This is a genomic window from Sphingobacterium sp. Ag1, assembly GCF_000988325.1.
Classification (GTDB): domain Bacteria; phylum Bacteroidota; class Bacteroidia; order Sphingobacteriales; family Sphingobacteriaceae; genus Sphingobacterium.
The window spans coordinates 82,332-103,094 of sequence record NZ_LBGU01000039.1 but is presented as its reverse complement, the minus strand read 5'-3'; the positions used below and the strand labels follow the sequence as shown (position 1 = coordinate 103,094).

Annotated in this window: 14 protein-coding genes; 6 read left to right on the top strand and 8 right to left on the bottom strand. The window is 41.4% G+C overall.

Annotated elements, in window-relative coordinates:
- Positions 1-88 precede the first annotated feature (88 nt).
- The 3 genes from AAW12_RS13240 to dprA all read right to left on the bottom strand — a co-directional run bounded on the left by AAW12_RS13240 (position 89) and on the right by dprA (position 3,022).
- Positions 89-316: a DUF6814 family protein gene (locus AAW12_RS13240; protein ID WP_046674117.1), complete on the bottom strand. Its 228-nt coding sequence runs from the start codon at positions 314-316 to the stop codon at positions 89-91.
- Complete coding sequence (locus tag AAW12_RS13235) at positions 309-1,811, bottom strand: MFS transporter (protein WP_046674116.1); 1,503 nt, start codon at positions 1,809-1,811, stop codon at positions 309-311. Before AAW12_RS13235 ends, AAW12_RS13240 begins: the two co-directional genes overlap by 8 nt.
- 92 nt (positions 1,812-1,903) lie before the next feature.
- Complete coding sequence (dprA, locus tag AAW12_RS13230; RefSeq protein ID WP_046674115.1) at positions 1,904-3,022, bottom strand: DNA-processing protein DprA; 1,119 nt, start codon at positions 3,020-3,022, stop codon at positions 1,904-1,906.
- A 260-nt stretch (positions 3,023-3,282) separates the two neighbouring features.
- On the opposite strand from dprA, the gene AAW12_RS13225 reads away from it, so the two are divergent.
- Entirely contained in the window at positions 3,283-3,516 is a 234-nt protein-coding gene (locus AAW12_RS13225) for a hypothetical protein (protein ID WP_046674114.1), read from the top strand.
- 75 nt (positions 3,517-3,591) lie between these two features.
- Positions 3,592-4,182 (top strand): hypothetical protein, encoded by a 591-nt coding sequence (locus AAW12_RS13220; RefSeq protein WP_046674113.1) that lies wholly within the window; start codon positions 3,592-3,594, stop codon positions 4,180-4,182.
- Here AAW12_RS13220 and rsmG read toward each other — a convergent pair whose 3' ends face one another.
- Together rsmG and AAW12_RS13210 are read right to left on the bottom strand one after the other, a co-directional pair.
- The gene (gene rsmG, locus AAW12_RS13215) at positions 4,183-4,818 is read right to left on the bottom strand and encodes a 16S rRNA (guanine(527)-N(7))-methyltransferase RsmG (RefSeq protein ID WP_046674112.1); all 636 of its coding nucleotides are present in this window, start codon (positions 4,816-4,818) and stop codon (positions 4,183-4,185) included.
- Positions 4,819-4,840: 22 nt separating this feature from the next.
- Positions 4,841-5,983, bottom strand: a complete 1,143-nt coding sequence (locus AAW12_RS13210; protein ID WP_046674111.1) for a glycosyltransferase — start codon at positions 5,981-5,983, stop codon at positions 4,841-4,843.
- Between the two features lie 276 nt (positions 5,984-6,259).
- Here AAW12_RS13210 and tgt point away from each other — a divergent pair, with 276 nt between their 5' ends.
- The 3 genes from tgt to AAW12_RS13195 all read left to right on the top strand — a co-directional run bounded on the left by tgt (position 6,260) and on the right by AAW12_RS13195 (position 9,501).
- Complete coding sequence (gene tgt, locus AAW12_RS13205) at positions 6,260-7,390, top strand: tRNA guanosine(34) transglycosylase Tgt (RefSeq protein WP_046674110.1); 1,131 nt, start codon at positions 6,260-6,262, stop codon at positions 7,388-7,390.
- A gap of 26 nt (positions 7,391-7,416) precedes the next feature.
- Positions 7,417-8,493 (top strand): LptF/LptG family permease, encoded by a 1,077-nt coding sequence (locus AAW12_RS13200; protein ID WP_046674188.1) that lies wholly within the window; start codon positions 7,417-7,419, stop codon positions 8,491-8,493.
- A gap of 96 nt (positions 8,494-8,589) precedes the next feature.
- The gene (locus tag AAW12_RS13195) at positions 8,590-9,501 is read left to right on the top strand and encodes a DMT family transporter (RefSeq protein WP_046674109.1); all 912 of its coding nucleotides are present in this window, start codon (positions 8,590-8,592) and stop codon (positions 9,499-9,501) included.
- A 140-nt stretch (positions 9,502-9,641) separates the two neighbouring features.
- On the opposite strand, the gene AAW12_RS13190 is transcribed toward AAW12_RS13195, so the two are convergent.
- Positions 9,642-12,683: a VIT domain-containing protein gene (locus AAW12_RS13190; protein WP_046674108.1), complete on the bottom strand. Its 3,042-nt coding sequence runs from the start codon at positions 12,681-12,683 to the stop codon at positions 9,642-9,644.
- 347 nt (positions 12,684-13,030) lie between these two features.
- On the opposite strand from AAW12_RS13190, the gene AAW12_RS13185 reads away from it, so the two are divergent.
- Positions 13,031-14,320, top strand: coding sequence for an esterase-like activity of phytase family protein (locus AAW12_RS13185; protein ID WP_053003672.1), 1,290 nt, complete (start codon positions 13,031-13,033; stop codon positions 14,318-14,320).
- A gap of 148 nt (positions 14,321-14,468) precedes the next feature.
- On the opposite strand, the gene AAW12_RS13180 is transcribed toward AAW12_RS13185, so the two are convergent.
- Positions 14,469-15,929, bottom strand: a complete 1,461-nt coding sequence (locus AAW12_RS13180) for a glutamate synthase subunit beta (protein WP_046674107.1) — start codon at positions 15,927-15,929, stop codon at positions 14,469-14,471.
- A gap of 17 nt (positions 15,930-15,946) precedes the next feature.
- On the bottom strand, positions 15,947-20,461 hold the full coding sequence (gltB, locus tag AAW12_RS13175) for a glutamate synthase large subunit (RefSeq protein WP_046674106.1): 4,515 nt from the start codon (positions 20,459-20,461) through the stop codon (positions 15,947-15,949).
- Positions 20,462-20,763: the final 302 nt, after the last annotated feature.

Sequence of the window (20,763 nt, the reverse complement as noted above, 5' to 3'; positions counted from 1 at the left end):
GTAGCATAACCTGGCGTATTCGGAGATCGACGTTGAATAAGCATAATCGGCTAATTTTGCCTATTCAACGTCGATCTCCTTTTTAGAACTACATTTTCTCTTGGTTGTATTCACCCAATAGGGAATAATAGCCAAATAAGCCAAGTCCAATGGAGATTATGGGGGTCAAGATGCACAGGATAATGATCCCAAATACCAGATCTTCTTGATGTCCCGTTGAAATCTTTGGCAGCGCCAGTTCAAAAATGGAGAAGTAGGCTGTAAATAGAGCTAAAATGATCCATAAGACGCCGAGGAATTTTTTGAGGTTATTCATGGGGTGCTGAAGTTGATTTGTTGTTGATATAAATACTGCCTATGATAAAACATACAATGGCAATGATAATAGGGTACCATAAACCTGCAAGATAGAATTGCGGGGTATTGGAAGCTTCGGCATTTGTCGTTAAATATGTCGATACAGCCGGAAGGAGTCCGCCGAATATTCCATTGCCAACATGATAGGGTAAGGACATGGATGTGTAGCGGATTTTTACGGGGAACAGTTCAACAAGGAATGCTGCAATGGGCCCGTACACCATGGTAATATAAATCACTTGTATAAAGATCAGCAGGACGAGCAGCATATAGTTTTTGCCTGCAATATGGACCGTGGTTTTGGTTGTTTGCTGCCCTTTTAGTTTTCCGGATTGATGTACTATTTTAGCGTTCGTGATTTCCGTTCCATCCTCATATTGCGTTTTGATAACTGACTTAATTTCTGCTTGTGAAACAGTCGAGGTATTGACTGTTTCATTCACTTTGACCTTCTGTTCGGCATTGGAAAGTTGGTACATGGATTCGTAAATCGGACGATAGGTCAATACGGCAAGTAACATCCCACCGAGCATGATCCATTTTCGTCCAATTTTGTCACTAAGCCACCCAAATACGACAAAAAATGGAGTTCCCAAGAGTAAGGCGATGCCGAGGATGGTATCGGCCTGGTCAGATTGAAGGTGCATGACCGTTTTCATGAAACTCATGGAGTAGAACTGCCCGGTGTACCAAACAACGCCCTGTCCCATGGCTGCACCAAAAAGGGCGAGCAGCACAAATTTGAGGTTGTAGCGGTTGCCAAAACTTTCTTTTAGCGGATTTGTGCTCGTTTTCCCTTCCGCTTTGGCCTTGCTAAATTCGGGTGATTCCTTCATTTTCTTACGAATAAGATAGGAAACGTATACCATGACTAAAGAGAGGAGGAAAGGAACCCGCCATCCCCAGGAATCAAATTGTGATTCGCTGAGAAAGCCTTTGGTAAGGAGGATGACAACGAGTGATATGAAAAGGCCAAAAGTAGCCGTTGTTTGTATCCAGGATGTCCAATAGCCCCGTTGACCCAATGGGGCATGCTCAGCCACATAAGTTGCTGCACCGCCATATTCGCCGCCTAGGGCAAGACCTTGCAAGAGACGAAGGATCAATACGAGCAGTGGTGCCCAAAAACCGATACTTTCATAACTGGGGATGCAACCGATGAGAAATGTTGCGCCGCCCATGAGCATTAAAGTTACCATAAACGTATATTTTCGACCGATAATATCGCCTAGTCGGCCAAAAAATAGAGCGCCAAATGGCCGGACGACAAATCCTGCCGCAAATGTGGCTAGGGTGGAAAGAAAAGCGGCTGTTGGATTTTCTGCCGGAAAGAATTTAGTGGAAATTACAATGGATAGGCTGCCAAAAATGAAAAAGTCATACCATTCGATAAGCGTTCCCATCGAAGAGGCCCCGATGACTTTCCAGATACTTTTTGTATTGTTTTCGTTCATTAATTCTTGGTTTTTGGTTGAGTATAAATGTACATTTTAATTGCGCTCTAAACTATATTCCTGAGGGTAGTTGGTGCATGACAGAAAGTGAGCTAATTCTTTTGAATTTCGGTAAGTCCGACTATTTTATAGCGTTTTCCGGGTAAGGCGTGAATGAGTGACTGCATTTCAAGTTCCAATAGGATTAAGGCCAATTTACTTTGTGGCCATTTTGTGAGGTCAATCATATGGTCTATTTCTAATTGTCCCTTTTGCTGAATGAGCGTAAAAAGGAGTTGTTGATCTTTTGTCAATGTCAAAGGAAGGCTAAGCTGTTGACCAACAGCTTTTGTACTGATTTCCCAATTCATGAGGTATTCGAGATCGTGAAGACCTCTAATCATATGCGCACGGTTGGTTTTGATGAGGTAATTGGTGCCTTCAGAACTTTTTTCGTAAACGGCTCCTGGAAAGGCACATACATCGCGATTGTAGCTGTTGGCTATTTCGGCGGTAATCAAAGCACCTCCTTTAATTGCAGCTTCTACAACAATGGTGACATCCGCCATACCGGCTATGATGCGGTTTCGCATAGGGAAGTTACTGCGCTCAGGTAATGTGTTGGATGTAAATTCTGTCAATAAACCTCCTTGGTCTAGCATTTTTGTGGCAAGTTCACGATGGGATGCCGGGTAAATTCGATCGAGACCATGCCCTAATACAGCAACGGTGGGAATATTATTTTTTAGTGCGTTGCGATGTGCTAAAGCGTCAATACCATAAGCCAGACCGCTTACGATTAAGGTGTCTTTGGTACCATTCATCGCCTCTAGCAAATCTTCGCATATTTTCTGACCGTAATAGGTTGCATGTCTAGTACCGACGATACTGATAACTTTGGTGCTGTTGAGTGGCTGGTTCCCTTTGTAATAGACAACAAGCGGAGCGTCTTCACATTGGCGCAGCCTATGGGGGTAATTTTCGTCTTCCAGCCATAATGCTTGTATCTGATGTTTTTCGATAAAAGCGAGTTCTTTTTCGCAGGCAGACATATAGCTTTTATTGTATATGGCTTCTGCGATCGATTCCCGTATCCCAAGAATTTGCATCAAATCTTTTTTTGAGTAAGCAAATAAGTCTGCCAACTCGTGACCTTGGTCAATGATGTTACGCGCTGTTCTAGGGCCAATGCCCTTGATTTTCGTCAAAGCTATGGGATAAATTAGTTTCATAATTGGGTTTATCTAAATATAGGAAAAATATAACGAGCTGTTGTACTTTTTGTTAGAATTGCTTAGGCATATTATGTTTTTAATGCAATGACAGAGTTCTTAGTCGGAGGCGATCGCGTGTCTGCTGAAAAGCCCTTGGATTGTATGACATGAATGCGCTTTTCCTAAGCTTATTTGAGATATCAAGGAATGAAATATTGGGCACTTTTGGAAAGAAAGAAGAGGAATTGGTACCTTTGGACGATTAATGATATTTAACTATGGAAATGAAAGAACCTTTTGATATCGAATTGGGGGATGTAGTTTATTCTGTTTTCCCTGAGGAAGAAGATACGTATGTTATTTTTAAAGAGGGTGTGGAATACGTAAAAATTATTAAAGACAATGATACAAACTGGTTGAAACTGAATCCAGAAACGGAGCTTCCTATGTTCGGAATGGATGAAGAAATCAATCTAATTGGCCTAGAAATTAAAAAACAGTTAGGTCTTTAGTTTTATAAGTTAAAGATAGTTAAATACTTTTTAATTTTATTTATAGTTGATTATTTTAGTTTATCAGTTATAAATATGGTTCGTATTGGGTTTCTATCTTTATTGTTTTTCTGTGTCTATTTCTCATTTTATCGGGAGGGGCTTTTTGCCTATCCAGCGGAATTTTATCATCAGGATACCATTGCGAAAAAAGGCAGTCAAAAAGATACTTTACGTTTGGATACTGTTTCGATCAAGCGTAAATCAGCAGCGGATAAATGGGAAGAAAAAAAAGAGGGGTATCAATCTATCTTCTTCTGGGGTGATACGAAGAATATGGTGACTTTGCCTCACCAGGGAGGAATTGCGGTCAATCTGAACAAACTTTACAATAAATTCAGTCGAAAGGGACGAAATTCGCGAAAGCTTCAACGTCAGTTTGAAAGAGAATATCAACAGGATCTGATTCGCGAGGAATGGTATCCGCTGACTCAGGAATACAGTAAGTTGTCGGGAGATTCTCTGCGCAAATTTAGAATATACTATGAGCCTTCCTTAAAGTGGCTTCGTGAGAATGATCGTTATGAGAAGATTGCTTATATCCATCAGTGTTTAACGAACTACCTGGACTCTGTAGACATTATCCATAGGCGACTTCAGTTTCCTATGGGTAATGCCAAACTTTAACTACATAGGTACGTATACCAGGTATTTTGTGTCAAAGAAATCTTCTTTAAAGTAACCGGAAAGTGGGTGTAATTCTGCTTTGAGCTTAGATTCTTTGATCTCTTCGGTGAGATCTCCGCCTTTCAAGTAAAGAATTCCATTAGGAATACCGTTTTTATCTTTTTTCGCGAATTTATTCTGTATCCAAGGCGTAAATTCTGCAAGTCTTGTCACAGCTCGTGATATCACAAAATCGTACTTGTCGTCGAGTTGTTCTGCGCGGATATGATCTGCTTCAACATTTTGGAGACCCAGTCCAGCAGCAACTTCGCGTACGACTTTGATTTTTTTGCCGATAGAATCGACCAAATGGAATTTGACTTCAGGAAACATAATGGCCATTGGGATACCTGGAAAGCCCCCGCCGGTTCCCACGTCCAAAATTTGTGTTCCTGGCGTGAGCTCTTGGACAAATTTTGCAATGCCTAGCGAGTGCAGCACGTGGTGCAGGTAGAGGCTATCAATGTCCTTACGTGAAATGACATTGATTTGGCTATTCCAAAATGTGTATAGGTCGGCAAGTTTTGCAAACTGTTCTTTTTGAATAGCCGTTAATTTTGGAAAATAGTTATAGATGATATCAACTGTTGGATTCAAAGCTTAATGTTTTAAAAGTGAATTATTTCCAGCTTATTTTTTTCTTTTTTCTGCTGAACATGCCATTGATGCAAATATAGAAATAGTAGATGAAGTCTACCAAAGGTAGCCACCAAATGAGTTCCTTTACTTCTAGTTTTTTATAGATGTTGGCAAATATTATCCATTGTGCAATCAGCCTTAGGAGGTAAGCTGTAACAGGAACATACCAGTACATTGGAAAGGCAATTGCTGTTGCGATAAGGGCGACATAAAAAAGGACGGCCGATACCAGCTGCGTGCCCAGCGTGCGCTGATGACGCTTTTTGTAAATGGTAGAGGCTCCTGAGTGTCTTGCTTTTTGCTTGTAATAGCTCCTCCAGGTCGCTTTGGGTTCCGAATAGACAATGGATTCGGCTGCCAGTGCAATGTTAACGTTGGTCGGATTTGCATTTTGGTTGACAAAAAGATCATCATCGCCAGATTTAATATGCATATGTGCCGCAAAACCTTTGTTACGAAAGAAAAGGTCTTTTTTGTAAGCCATATTGCGTCCTACTCCCATATAGGCATCTCCCTTTAGTGCATAGGCGAGATAACTCATGGCGGTATGGCTGGTTTCAAATCGAATCAATAGATTTAGCAAACTTTTTTTCTTAAAATAAGGAGAATAGCCCAGTACAATTTCTGTTTCTGGTCTGAAAGCTGCTGCAATTTCTTTGAGCCATTGATCGGACTGTGGCGCACAATCTGCATCGGTAAATACCAGTGTCTGATGCTTTGACGCTTTGATCCCCATACTAACGGCAAACTTTTTGCCATGTTTCAAGCGAATATGTTCTTTGATATCCACAATCTTTAAATGGGGGTATTTTGCTTCGAAATCATGCAATATCCAGGGCGTATTGTCAGTCGAGAAGTCATTGACCACAATGACTTCAAAATTGGGATAGTCTTGATTCAGTATACTCGGGAGGAATTCCGTAATATTATCCTGTTCATTGTGTGCACAAATAATAACGGATAGCGGTGGAAATTCAGTTCCTTCTTGTATAGGTTCAATTTGATAACTACTCAATTTACGATATACAAATAAGATGTAGTACAATTGTATCAATAGGAAAAGGCCCAATACTCCGAAAGCAATATATGGAAGATTGGCCAAAAATACGTGAAGGTCAAGCATAGCTCACAAAGATAAGTGCTTTCCGCAACTTTTTTATAGGGGAAAAATGATAATTTATTTTTGAAACATCCTGTTTGCAAATCTTTTTATAGTATTTTTGCAACGTATTCTAGGGATGAATCCGAGCTTGGGTGGAAATTAGGAAAGCTATAGCGACTTTTTAAGTTGCAACTGATTGAAAATGAGTTTTTATTTTTTTTACTCCAAATGCCGATACCGCCATGTCCTTGGCAAATCATCCTTTAAAATAGAAATAGTCTCAGAGGAAAAATATTAATGAAATTTACGCTACAAGCACAAGATAAGTTGTCAAAAGCACGTGCAGGTGTTGTCGAAACTGCACACGGTCCCATTCAAACACCTATTTTTATGCCTGTTGGTACGGCAGGTACAGTGAAAGCAATTCATCAACATGAATTGAAGAACGATATTGAAGCGCAGATTATTCTGGGTAATACCTACCACCTCTATTTACGTCCAGGATTGAATGTGTTGAATAAGGCGGGCGGACTGCATAAATTTAATGGTTGGGATCGACCTATTTTAACGGATTCCGGTGGTTATCAGGTGTATTCATTGACGGAAGTACGTAAAATAAAAGAAGAGGGGGTGACATTTCGTTCCCATATTGATGGATCAAAACATCTATTTACACCAGAGAATGTCATGGATACGCAACGTATTATCGGTGCGGATATCATTATGGCATTTGACGAGTGTACGCCTTATCCATGTGATTATGGGTATGCACGTCGTTCTTTGGATATGACCCATCGTTGGCTGAAACGCTGTGTGGATCGTTTTGATAGCACAGATCCACTTTATGGGTATGATCAAACGTTGTTTCCAATTGTTCAAGGATCTGTTTACAAAGATTTAAGAATAAAATCTGCGGAAACTATTGCTTCGTTTAACCGCGAAGGAAATGCGATTGGTGGATTGTCGGTAGGTGAACCTGCGGAAGAAATGTATGCGATGACCGAAGTTGTCTGTGATATCTTACCGTATGACAAGCCACGTTATCTTATGGGGGTGGGAACACCGGTAAATATCCTTGAAAATATTGCTTTAGGGGTGGATATGTTCGATTGCGTTATGCCAACCCGTAATGCTAGAAATGGTATGCTTTTCACGCAAAATGGTATTATCAATATCAAAAATGAAAAGTGGAAAGATGATTTTTCACCGATAGAAGTGGAGAGTGATCTACATGCAGATCAATTTTATTCGAAAGCCTATCTAAGGCATTTGATTAAATCGCAAGAAATTCTTGGAGCACAAATTGCTTCTTTACATAATTTACATTTTTACCTTTGGTTGGTGAATCAGGCTAGGGAGCGAATCATTGATGGAACTTTCTACGATTGGAAAAACAAAATGGTGAAAATATTGGATCAACGTTTGTAAAACTAAATAGCTCAAGTTAAAAAATGCTGTCGTTAATCGATCGTTACATCATCAAAAAGTATCTAAGTACTTTTTTATTCACTATGGCAATATTTACTGTTGTCATGGTGGTTTTTGACGTGTCCGAACGATTGGATGATTTTTTAAAATATCATGCTCCCCTCGATAAGATTATTTTTGAGTATTATGCAGGATTTATTCCTTTTTACCTAAATTTTCTTTGTCCGCTGATCAACTTTATTGCAGTTATTTTCTTTACCTCCAAGATGGCGGATCAAACAGAAATTGTCCCGATTCTCAGTGCCGGATATAGCTTTAACCGTTTGCTTCGTCCCTACATGATCGCTGCAACCCTAATCTTTGCCATTTCTTTGGTATTTAACATCTTTATTATTCCGAAGACCAATAAGATGAAGGTTGATTTTGAAAATATCTATGTAAAGCCACCTAAGGATAACTCGAGGGTTTCTACCCATATGCAACTGGACAAAAACAGCTATGTTTATATAGACAACTTTGATAATTCTACCAAAACAGGCTACGGATTTGTACTTGAAATTTTCAAAGGGGATACCCTTAAGGAGAAAATGATGGCTGACCGTATTACGTGGGACTCGGTGGCGACAAAATGGAAGATTGAAGGGTATACCAATCGTATTATCAATGGGCTACATGAACGCATGGACAAAGGAGCTGTTAAAGACACAACCTTGGATATGAAACCTTCTGATTTTGAGGTACGTGATAATATGTTTACCGCCATGGATACACGCGAATTAAATATTCGTATACATAAGGAGGAGATCAGGGGAACCGGAGTCATGAACGATTTATTACTGGAGAAATACAAGCGTTATGTATATCCATTTTCAGCTTTTGTATTGACCTTGATGGGTGTGGCACTGTCATCCAAGAAAGTGCGTGGGGGGATAGGATTGAGTCTTGGTATTGGTATCGCGCTAAGTTTTACGTATATCGTATTTATACAGTTTGCAACTATGTTTTCTTTGAAAGGGGGACTGCCACCGTTGATAGCCGTATTAATTCCGAATGTTACCTTCTTTTTGGTAGCACTATACCTGGCGATAAAAGCGCCAAAGTAATTTTTTGTTAGTTTTCAATAACTTCAGTGAGCCTGCCTTATAAAGGGAAATAATAGGTATTGCTCATCATTTCTATACAAATGTATTCTAGAGAATATGACTAAAATTCAATTAAATCGGAATATTCTAATTCTGCATTTAACAATACTCATTTGGGGATTTACCGGAATTTTGGGTAGTCTGATTTCCGTATCTGCCCTACATTTAGTGTGGTATCGTGTTGCAATAGCGTCTATCGCGCTGTTGATCTATTTCTTGGTAACCAAACAGTCTATTGTAGTTTCGAGGAAACAATTTCTCCAGTTTTTTATGGTGGGGGCCGTTGTTGGGCTGCATTGGGTATTATTTTTTTATTCAATTAAAGTATCCACTGTATCGGTAACATTGGTTACGCTATCCTCGGTGACTTTATTTACGGCAATATTGGAGCCTATTGTGAATAAAAAGCGTATTGCGCTGTTGGATATTGTAGTTGGTTTGGTTATTATCATCGGTATTTATACAATCTTTTCTTTTGAAACACATTACCTCGTTGGTCTATTGGCGGGGCTTGGCTGTGCGTTTTGCGCGAGTATATTTTCTATCGCCAATGCGCGCATGGTTAAAAAATCGAGCCCGACCCTGATTACGTTTTATGAGATGATGGGGGCATGCTTCTGGATCAGCGTATTGATGCTGTTTACAGGAGATTTCAATGCTGAAATGAAATTGGGGCAGCAAGATTTAATTTATCTGCTGTTGTTAGGTGTGGTTTGTACGGCGGTGGCCTATGTTATGGGAGTTGCTGTCATGAAGGAATTATCTGCTTTTACTGTTGCGCTGACAACCAATCTGGAACCTGTTTATGGTATTCTGTTGGCGATGTTGATATTTGGACAAAAGGAGACCATGAGCGGCGGGTTTTATCTTGGCGCTTGTATCGTTTTGGGAGCAGTGTTCACTTACCCCTATGTAAAAACAAAATTAGAACATAGGCAAAAGGATCTGGTTATCCGTAAATTGCATTAATTGAAGTCGGGGCTATCCAATCTTTTTGGATAGCCCCGATTTCATGTGGTTTTATGCCAGTCCCCCTAAAGCATCATTTCATAGAGCCAATTTTCAAAGGGTTTGATTTGTTTTTTTGAACACCTTCTGTCTCTGCTCATCTACTGGAATGAAAATTCGCCAATCCCAATATTGCGCTCTTTATTGCGGTCAAGATAGATCGTAACGATTTTTCGTTCTTGCTTGCCACTGCTATAGTAGGTATAAATTTCGGCCATGACCGCTGCAGGTCCTGCTAAAGTAAGCGAATCATCGTTATAGAAGTCAACTTCAATTTTGTATTTTCCTTTTAAAGCTTTTTTTAATAAAAATTGCTCAGGGCCATAACCACCAGTAAAGTCATTGCTAAGTCGGCCCCCAATGGCTGTGGCAGGATTACTATAGAAGCATTTTTCTTGATTTGGATCAGTTACCCAAAGGTCGATATCAGTGTTTCGTGAATTCCAATTGATGACAACACGCATGTCGACGGGTAGGTCAGCAATCAATTTTTTGTTCACCGCAACTTTGGAGCTTGCAGCTTTGTTTGCTTTAAGGAGATTATTGATTTCCATGACCAATGTTTCTTCAATACCATCATCGCGATCGGCAGCTTCTGGGGAGTAGCTCTGGGTCAAAATCCCATATAATTGTTCTAGTGCCTCCTTGAACATACCTTTGTCTTGTAAAACGAGAGCATAATCGCGGTGGCTTTGTGGATCCATGGAACGCCATTTTAATACCTTAGCAGTAATGAACAGTGCATTGTCGTAATCTCCCCATTCCCGTAACTTATAGGAAATGGTTTTGTAGAGATCTGCATTTTCAATTTGTAAGTCTGCAAGTGCGCTTAAGATGAGTAAGGCTTTGTTGTGATCTCCTCTTTTGAAAAAGAAGTTTGCGACATCAAAATAGAAAGTTGGCGTTCCCATATACTGATTCCGAAGTTGGAGATAGCTTTTGTAAGGATCTTTGGATTGATTAAGGTCCTGTAAATAGGCTTGGTCTTCTTTAATTTCAGGGATGCTTATTTTTCCATGTATGCTGTTGATGCTGCTTGTCATTTGCATGCCAGCTACGCGTTCTTCTAAGGATTGAACAACAGCGAATTCCTGAAGAACATCATCAGATGCGGCCGCCATCGCCAATTCATTGGTAACAGCTTTGGCGGTATTTGAATTGCCTTCGGCGGACACTCTTTTTTCACTAGCGGCATCTGATGACCTGAATTCTTCGGCTCGTGCTGTCGCGGCAGGGCTAGCTGAAGGACGCGACGGTATAGGTGTAACAGGAGCAACTCCGGTAGCCATTTCTTCGGTAACAGCAAGTTCAGGGGTGGAAATCAATCTTTTACGCGTTGGGTATTTCTTTTTTTGCTGAAAATCGGTATTCCACCAGGACTGAAGCTGTTTGGTAATGTCTTGAGCCTGATCCAACAAGTCTGCTACACGTTCTTCCTTTTCTATATGTTCTTCTTTGATGAGCCGATTGAATTCGGAAAGCAATTCGGCTGGCGGAGTTATTGCATAACGTACGTAATCTTCTACAGTTTCCAGTACAATCAGGCTGGTATTTCGGGTAACAATACCGAACTGTTTGCCAAGCGTTTCAATTTCTTCACGATTGTCTTCGTATTGAAGATCCAACGCTTCAATTTTCTTTTGTGCCCAGATCTGCTGTAGGTCAATTTCACCATGGTCAGGCTGCAGCGCTATACTAATCTCTTGCGGTGCTTGTTGCCCATCTCCTACAAGTACGGTGATCTGTTTCAATCCCGGGCGTTTCCCTACGCCTGCGAGAGAAAAATTGGCTTGTACTGGCGTGCCTTTTTGAGGATAAACTTCCTCAAAATCATTTTTTTCTTTTATCCCCAGGTAAATAAGGTCTATCGTATTTAGCTTATGGTACGCTTCAGTTGTTGGGGTATTGGCTAAATTGATCATCTTTCCAAGATGTGTCTGGGAAATTTGTTCTAGGACACCGTAGTCCGATCCATTGGACGAAGTAATGCTATAGACTGGATTGTCAAGGTTGATTTTACTTTGACCAAATGTAGAAAGGCCGTCGCTAAACAGCAGGTAATTGTTGGCTTGTATTATACCGGTCTTTATTTGACTATAGTCTGTGCCACCATCGTAGTTAATTCCTTTGATGTAGTTTTTGAGCTCATTCCAATTACCTTGTCGTACCTGAAACGTATGACCTTTTACAAAGCGGATATCCAATAAGCCCAGATCGACAGTCATATTGGGGTTTTCTTTAAAAAAGAGATCTAATAGGGCGAGTTCCTTTTCTATATCTCTATTTTTACTGCTGAGCGAGCGGTCCCATATAATTCCAATACTGTGCCCCCATTTTTTTTGAGTAGGTTTTATAGCGTTTACCGTTGCATTGGCAAGAAAGTAGAAGCTTTTATCACCATTTTCCTGAAATAGGCCAGATGCTTCCTTGTTGCCTGTCGGCAGTTGAACAACTAAATTTCGCTGGGATTTAAACTGTTGTTTATGTAAAGAAGCTGTGTAATTGCTGTTATGCTGTGAGAAAGCCAAAGAACCGTCTGGTTTCTCGGTGAAATCTGGCTTGTCGGTATTTTGAAAGACATGAATATCCAATGCGAAGTTTTCAATGGGGGAACTATAGTTTAAGGGTAGATGGTAGTAACGAGCCTGATCGGATGCTGTGGTTAGATTTTCTGAATAGCTAATCTGAACGGTGCGTTTCCCATTCGCTGGTAAAGGATAAATTCGAGTTCGGAAATTATTTCCTTCGACTTTTTCCAATAGACCCGGATCGACCCGGCGTGTTTCTATACTTTCAAATACTTCGGTTCCTTTATTCTTATCGACTGGAACTGCTTGGCGTAATTTGCCGTTGATATCTAAGGCGTAGCCGCTCACGGAGACACCTTCGGGCATAGGGAATGTCAGTTCGCCCTCGAGATCGCGGTTGGTCTTGTTATCAAAGACCATTGTCATCGTCGTTTTGGCTATATTTCCGAATATGACAACAGCTATTTTTAGGTCTGCCAATATCACTTTGTTTTGCTGGCCATCGCCATCTTTAATTTTTAAGCTTGGTATTTCGCGTGTAGTTCTGATCTGAGATTTCGTATCCACATTGGAAAATACCAAAATTATGCAAAGGGCAACTATAATCTTTTTCATCTTTCTATTTTTAGTAGGTGAGGGCAGAGAATATCCTGTCGATTCGCTGCACAATTAGCTATGTATTCTTGTAGTGATGCCGGGAAATTCAAAATTCCATAATCGAGGATAATTAATTTTTATACCGTGTTTTTTACGGTTGATGCAGTTTATTTAAACTTATGTTAATCATTGGCTAATATTTGGCTTTTATGTTTGCAATACCGTTGGGTTGCCCACTGCGCATGGATTGTGTAGACAAAACCTGCTGTGTTATAGCCTAAGCAAGACGATAAGAATGAAATTTAACTAGTTGAACGTGTCCGGAATATGGATAACAGTAAGCATTATTTGAAAAATTTAGACAGATGAAAAAAATATACAGTGTATTGGCGTTGGCCCTATTATGTGCTTCATGTAGTAAAGATGACGTATCGCAGATTACTGATCCGATTGAACTGACCTATCCCGAAAAGGCCATAGCAACAGATCCCAAAGTATTGATTGATGTTAATGGAGTAAAAGTGTATAATGGGGGTTATGGATCATCGATGGCTCAAGATCCTACTGATAAATCTATATTTTATCTTTTAACGGATAGGGGACCAAATATTGATGGGACGGAAAATGATAGTAAAGTATTTGCTTCGCCAACATTTACACCGCAGATCGGTAAATTCAGATTAAAAGATAATACGCTAACATTGGAATCTGTTATCGAATTGAAAAATAAAGATGGTGTGAAATTGAATGGTCTGCCAAATCCAGAAGGGAAGGGTGGTTCTGGGGAAAAAGCATTGGGAGTTGATGGTAAAGACCTAGGGAAAAGTGAGGATGGAATCGATTCAGAGGGACTAGCGAGAGCGGCGGATGGTTCTTGGTGGGTCAGTGACGAATACGGACCACATATCGTTCATTTTGACGCTTCGGGAAAAGAAATAGAGCGGATCAATCCGTGGTCTACGGGTAAAAAGTTGCCTTTGGTATTTGCCAAACGTCGTCCTAATCGTGGAATGGAAGGATTGACGCTTACACCAGATGGTAAAACACTGGTCGGAATTATGCAGTTTCCACTTTATAATCCATCTAAAGAGGCGATTAAAAATTCATTGGCAATCCGTATTGTCACGCTGGATATTGCGAGCGGCGTCACGAAACAATATGTCTATATGATGGAGCGTACCGATTTGCAGGCTGTAAGTGAAATTGCTGCCGTGAGCAATTCCACATTTATTGTCTTGGAACGTGATGGGGAATATGCGACGGAAGCAACCCGTTCCACTGTATTTAAGAAAATTTACAAAATTGATCTTTATGGCGCAACAGATATCTCAGACGCGAATAATACGGCAACGGGGAAATTATTTGATGGTAAAACTGTGGAGGAACTCAAAGATGCGGCTACATTGGCAAAATATAATATTAAACCAGTCACTAAGACATTGGTCGCCGATTTAATGACGGATATCAAGGAATTGTATCCGCATGATAAAGCTGAGGGCCTGGCTGTCATTAATCCATCCCTTATCGCGGTATGTAATGATGACGATTTTGGGGTAACAGGAAAAGGTTTTTACGAGTCAAAGATATTACCTTACATAAAGACTGTAGACAAAAACAGCATTTATTTTGTTAAACTTAAAGATCCATTGAAATAGTGACCGATTACTGATCATAAAAAGGTCCGTTGAATTCTCAACGGACCTTTTTATATTTTGTGCTGTCCAAGCTTTTATCCTTGTTACGAAGTCTAAACGTAGCTTAGCATATCACTGGTATGATCTCTCTATTGAGAACTTCCTTCTTTTAAGCATTTATTGTTGCCAGGAAGTCCTTGCTTTCAAGCTCTGAATACCCCATTAAGTATTCGTCTACTTTTCGAGCACATTCGCGTCCTTCAGAGATGGCCCAAACAACAAGCGACTGGCCTTTACGGCAATCTCCGGCAGTGAAGATATTATCAATTGTCGTTTGGTAGTCTTTGTCATTTGCAAGGATATTTCCTTTTTCATCGACACGTACACCCAATTGTTCTAGGAGCGTATGTTCAGTATGTTGATAACCAATAGCCAATAAGACGAGGTCTGCTGGTATTTCACGGATCTCGGATTCTCCTAAGCGGGTTCTTTTTCCAAATTCATCAACTTCGTATTGAACCTCTTTGATTTTTATAGCTTTGATATGGCCATCTTCATCTTTAACAAATTCTTGCGTTTCTGTAGCCCAAAGTCTTTCACAGCCTTCTTCCTGAGAAGAGGAAGTTCCGAATGTGAGCTTGTCCATGGGCCAAGGATTGTTCTTTAGACGTTGTTTAGAAGGTGTAGGTTTGCGGGCAATCTGTGTGATACTTTTTGCACGATGACGATTGGATGTACCAATACAGTCTGATCCGGTATCACCATCACCGATGACAACAACATGTTTGTCTGTTGCCAGTATGCGGTCTTGTTCGATATTAATTCCACTTACTTCTTTATTTTGCTGGGTCAGAAAGTCCATGGCAAAATGTATGCCTTTAGCTTCATGCCCTGGTAATTGCATGTGCCATGGAACGGTAGAGCCTGTTGCCAATATAACAGCATCATAAGCTTTTAATTCATAAAAACTGATGTCTTTGCCAACTTCTGTATTCACCTTGAATTCTATTCCCGATTCTTTCAGGAGATTGACACGGCGATCGATCACCGATTTTTCTAATTTAAAATCCGGAATACCGTAGCGGAGTAATCCTCCAACCTGATCATCACGTTCGAAAACAACAACATCGTGTCCTGCTTTATTGAGCTGAGCAGCAGCCGCTAGTCCTGCCGGACCGGAGCCCACGACGGCGACGCGTTTGCCTGTTTTTAAATAACTTTTATGTGCTTTGACATAACCCTTTTTAAAAGCAATCTCGATAATATGTTTTTCGATCTCCTCAATAGTGATCGGAGTACTATGTATACCGAGTACACAGGCTGATTCGCATGGTGCTGGACATATTCTACCTGTAAATTCAGGGAAGTTATTGGTGGAGGACAAAATCTGATAGGCCTCTTCCCATTTTCCATCGTATACGGCATCGTTAAATTCAGGGATGACATTGCCCAGTGGACAGCCTGAATGACAAAATGGAATACCGCAGTCCATGCAGCGCGCAGCCTGCTTATTGAGCTCGTTCTCCGAATACCCTTTATTGAATTCTTTAAAGTGCTGTACGCGGCTTTCCACAGCTTCTTTTGTCGGAAGCACGCGCTCAAATTCTTTAAAACCTGTAATTTTTCCCATGATCTGTGCTTCCTATATTATGCTTCAACTAATTTTTGACGAATGACATTTTTGTATTCTCTCGGGAATACCTTAATGAATTTATTTTTTTCTCTTGACCAATTTTGTAGAATGAAATCTGCTCTACGGCTATTGGTGAGCAAGATATGACGTTTCAGTAAGGCGATAATTGCGGTTTCGTCTTCACTTTCCAATGGATCCAGGTCGACCATTTCCTGATTACAGTTTTCGCGGAAATCTTCGTTAATGTCGTAGATCCACGCAATACCACCGCTCATTCCGGCAGCAAAGTTACGACCGGTTGCACCCAAGATCAGCGCACGCCCCCCTGTCATGTACTCACAGCCATGGTCACCGACACCTTCAACTACAGCTGTTGCCCCAGAGTTACGTACGGCGAAGCGTTCACCGGCCTGTCCGTTGACGAATAGATGCCCAGATGTGGCTCCAAATAGTGCAACGTTGCCAATAATGATATTATCTTCCGGCACTAGCGCACTTTCTGCAACTGGATAGATGGCTAACTGAGCTCCTGATAGTCCTTTTCCGACATAGTCATTGGCTTCACCTTGTAATTCAAATGAAAGACCTTTCGTTGAAAATGCACCAAAACTCTGTCCGGCAGAACCTTCAAATTTGAAATTGATGGTATTGTCTGGAAGACCTTCTGAACCATAAAGTTTTGAAATTTCATTGGACAGCATGGTTCCGATGGTACGGTCCGTGTTTTTTACTTTAAACGTGCCAAATACAGGCGTTTTGCTTTCTAAAGCCAACTTGGATTGTTTTAATAAGCCCCAATCCAAAATCATGGCCATACCGTGATCCTGCTCTTCGGTGTTGTATAACGATTGTCCAGGCTCGTTACGTTCCACATGTAGAATGTCTGTGAAATCAATTTTCTTAGCTTTCCAATGGTCTATATTTTCCCGTTTCTTTAAGAACTGAGCCCGTCCGACCATCTCGTTGATGGTGCGGAAACCAAGATAAGCCATCGTTTCACGGACTTCCTCTGCTAGGAAGGTAAATAAGTTGACAATATCTTCTGGTTTTCCAGAGAATAATTTACGCAGTTCTGGATCTTGCGTTGCAACACCTACAGGGCATGTATTCAAGTGGCATTTACGCATCATGATACAGCCACCGGCAACCAATGCTGCTGTAGATACACCCCATTCCTCAGCGCCCAATAGTGTGGCGATGATGATGTCACGACCTGTTTTTACCTGACCGTCCGCCTGCAATACAACGCGACTGCGCAATTTGTTTTTAACAAGTGTCTGATGCGCTTCTGCAAGGCCTAATTCCCAAGGCAATCCAGCGTGTTTGATTGAACTGATCGGGGATGCACCTGTACCGCCATCAAAACCTGCGATAAGAATCACGTCGGCATGGGCCTTCGCAACTCCGGCAGCAATGGTACCAACACCAGCTTTAGAGACCAACTTTACGTTGATTCTTGCTTGACGGTTAGCATTCTTTAGGTCAAAGATCAGCTGCGCTAAATCTTCGATGGAGTAAATATCGTGATGGGGTGGGGGTGAAATCAGACCGACACCCGGTGTAGAGTGTCTGGTTTTTGCAATCCAGGCATCCACTTTGGGGCCGGGTAATTGACCTCCTTCTCCCGGTTTGGCACCTTGTGCCATTTTGATTTGTAGTTCGTCTGCTTGTGTCAGATAGTTGGAAGTAACACCAAAACGAGCCGAGGCAACCTGTTTTATTGCCGAGCGCATAGAATCTCCATTTGGAAGCGGTTGATAACGCAATTCATCTTCGCCGCCTTCACCGGTGTTCGATTTTGCGCCGATGCGGTTCATGGCGATGGCAAGGGTGCTATGCGCTTCGTGAGAAATTGATCCAAAAGACATCGCGCCGGTTGCGAAACGTTTTAGAATTTCACTAGCAGGTTCTACTTGCTCCAATGGAATGGAGTTACGATGTTTTGCAAAGTCCAACAATCCACGAAGGGTAAACATGTGTTCTTTCTGCTCATTGATTTTCTGCGCGTATTTTTTATAGGTCGCATAGTCTCCAGTGCGACATGCCTGTTGCAATAGGTGAATCGTGTCTGGATTCCAAAGGTGGCCTTCACCACGACGTTTCCATTGATAAATACCGCCTTCTGGCAACAGATTTTGTGGAGTACGGCTTTTTTCAAATCCGCGCCAATGTTTTGAAAGAGCTTCTTTAGCCAGATCATCCAAGGTCATACCGCCTATACGTGAGACAGCTCCGCAGAAAAATTTATCGACAACAGACTTGTCAATACCAAGTACCTCAAAGATCTGTGCACCGTGGTAGGATTGCAATGTGGAGATCCCCATTTTGGAGAAAATTTTCAACAAACCATTGTTAACGGCTTTGACGTAATTTTTGGATAGTTCTGGCCAGGTCAGTTCGGTATCCAAGGTGTTTTGTTCTTTCATGGTACGGATACTTGCCAAGGCCATATAAGGATTGATCGCAGTGGCGCCGAATGCCAATAGGCAGGCAAAATGGTGTACTTCCCAAGCATCACCGGCTTCGACCACTAGGCCTACAGCACCACGATTACCTGTTTTGATCAAGTGGTGATGGACTGCCGAAACAGCAAGTAATGAAGGTATAGCTGCATGTTTGGAGTCGATGGCACGATCCGAGAGAATTAATACTTCAAAACCATCACGTACAGCATCATCCGCATAGCGGCATAATCGTTCCAGACCGGCTTCCAATGATCCAGGTTTACCATCTGAGCGGAAGTAAGACTGGATGGTTTTTGCTTGGAACAATCCTGTATCGATCGAACGCAATTTCTCCAGTTCTTTGGAGGTCAGGATCGGATGCGGTAAGGTTACACAGTGACAGAATTTCTTGTCTTCGATTAGGATATTGCCTGCGTTACCGATAAATGTTGCTAAACTCATGACCAAGCGTTCGCGAATCGGATCGATCGGTGGGTTGGTTACTTGGGCAAAAAATTGCTTAAAATAACTTGAAATATGTTGTGGTTGATCAGAAAGAATGGCTAGCGGAACATCGGACCCCATGGAGCCTGTTGGTTCGTATCCTGTCAATGCCATTGGGGTCAGGATGGTTTCTAGATCCTCGCGGGAGAAACCAAATGTCTTTTGATATTTGAAAACAGAATCTTTGGAAAGATAGGTGTAGGTTACACGAGGTTCTTCCAGTTCTTCTAGCTTAATTTTATAGTTGTCCAACCAATCACTATAAGGCTGTTGGTTGATCAATTGATCTTTTACTTCGTTATCGGTGAGGATACGGCCTTGTTCCATGTCGACAAGGAAAATCTTGCCTGCTTGTTGACGGCCTTTTTTGATGATGGTAGACTCCTCGATCGGAAGTGCCCCTGCTTCAGAAGCAACAACGACGCGGTCGTCTGAGGTTACGGCATAACGTAGCGGGCGTAAGCCGTTGCGGTCTAATGTAGCACCAATATGCTTGCCATCGGTGAAGCAGAGTGCTGCAGGACCATCCCAAGGCTCCATCAAGGTTGCGTGATATTCGTAGAAAGCACGTTTTAAAGGATCCATTTGCGTATTGCCATCCCAAGCCTCAGGGACCAACATCAACATCACATGGGTGAGACTACGTCCGCTATGTAAAAGCAGCTCGGCTACATTGTCAAGGCAGGCTGAATCTGACTGACCACGGTCAACAATAGGAAGTAAGATTTCCATCTCTTCTTCCGTGAAATACGGCGATGATAAAGCGCGCATACCGGCGTAAAACCAATTCAGGTTACCTGTCAATGTATTGATCTCGCCATTGTGTGCCAGCATACGGAATGGTTGAGCGAGGGACCATGAAGGAAAAGTATTGGTGGAAAAGCGCGAGTGAACTAAGCCAAAAGCAGATACCACACGAGGATCGCGTAAATCAAGATAATAAGTTCCGACCTGGTATGTTGTTAATTGACCTTTGTAAATAATTGTTTTGCAAGAAAGCGATGCAAAGTAAAGAGGGAGAGGGTATTCTTGTTGTTGTTTAACTTTTTGAATGATCAGGCGACGTAGTACAAAAAGTTTGCGTTCAAATTCTTCAGTGTTTGAAACGCCGTCCGGTCTGCTGACAAAAAATTGGACTATTTCAGGTTCTGCACTGAGCGCTGTTGGTCCAATACCTTCACGATTGACTGGTACTGGACGGTAGCCAAGGAATTTCATACCCCTTTCTGCTGCCGCTTCCTCAATCAAATCCCGACATATTTTGTTCATGTCTTCTTCTTTTGGAAGAAAGACCATACCTGTGCCATAATAACCTGGCTCTTCCAATTGTATACCCAAGTTGATACATTCTTCCCATAAAAATTCATGGGGAAGCTGGATCATGATACCCGCTCCATCACCGCTTTCTGGGTCACAGCCACAAGCACCACGGTGCTCCATATTCTCCAACATGGTTAATGCATCTTTTACTTGTGCGTGTGATTTATTCCCTTTGATATGGGCGACAAAGCCTACCCCACAGGCGTCATGCTCAAAATTAGGGTCGTAGAGGCCCTCCGTTTTCGGTCTTTGTTGAATCATCTTTCCTTTTCAAATATTATACATTGCTAATATAGGAATAAAAAACGGAAATATTGTAAATATTCTAATGAAAATGTATTTAGTTTGATTTTATCATTTCTTTTGATATGTTTTGTTGCCGATATTGTATTTGATGTTCGCCGCAGTCAATTCTGTTTGATGCATCGCTGAATAATGCAACATTTGGCAATATTTTTTGTGGGATTTGGAAAAATCATCCCAAGATTGCAAGAATATATATAAATTAGGCAAAGTATTGCATATCCTTTATGCTGTATCGACATGGCTTAACTAAAGAGTGA

What these genes read in the sequence shown, in the direction of transcription:
- AAW12_RS13240 (WP_046674117.1), bottom strand. Translation starts at nt 316, where the DNA reads ATGAATAACCTCAAAAAATTCCTCGGCGTCTTATGGATCATTTTAGCT.
- AAW12_RS13235 (WP_046674116.1), bottom strand. Translation starts at nt 1,811, where the DNA reads ATGAACGAAAACAATACAAAAAGTATCTGGAAAGTCATCGGGGCCTCT.
- dprA (WP_046674115.1), bottom strand. Translation starts at nt 3,022, where the DNA reads ATGAAACTAATTTATCCCATAGCTTTGACGAAAATCAAGGGCATTGGC.
- AAW12_RS13225 (WP_046674114.1), top strand. Translation starts at nt 3,283, where the DNA reads ATGGAAATGAAAGAACCTTTTGATATCGAATTGGGGGATGTAGTTTAT.
- AAW12_RS13220 (WP_046674113.1), top strand. Translation starts at nt 3,592, where the DNA reads ATGGTTCGTATTGGGTTTCTATCTTTATTGTTTTTCTGTGTCTATTTC.
- AAW12_RS13210 (WP_046674111.1), bottom strand. Translation starts at nt 5,983, where the DNA reads ATGCTTGACCTTCACGTATTTTTGGCCAATCTTCCATATATTGCTTTC.
- tgt (WP_046674110.1), top strand. Translation starts at nt 6,260, where the DNA reads ATGAAATTTACGCTACAAGCACAAGATAAGTTGTCAAAAGCACGTGCA.
- AAW12_RS13195 (WP_046674109.1), top strand. Translation starts at nt 8,590, where the DNA reads ATGACTAAAATTCAATTAAATCGGAATATTCTAATTCTGCATTTAACA.
- AAW12_RS13190 (WP_046674108.1), bottom strand. Translation starts at nt 12,683, where the DNA reads ATGAAAAAGATTATAGTTGCCCTTTGCATAATTTTGGTATTTTCCAAT.
- AAW12_RS13185 (WP_053003672.1), top strand. Translation starts at nt 13,031, where the DNA reads ATGAAAAAAATATACAGTGTATTGGCGTTGGCCCTATTATGTGCTTCA.
- AAW12_RS13180 (WP_046674107.1), bottom strand. Translation starts at nt 15,929, where the DNA reads ATGGGAAAAATTACAGGTTTTAAAGAATTTGAGCGCGTGCTTCCGACA.
- gltB (WP_046674106.1), bottom strand. Translation starts at nt 20,461, where the DNA reads ATGATTCAACAAAGACCGAAAACGGAGGGCCTCTACGACCCTAATTTT.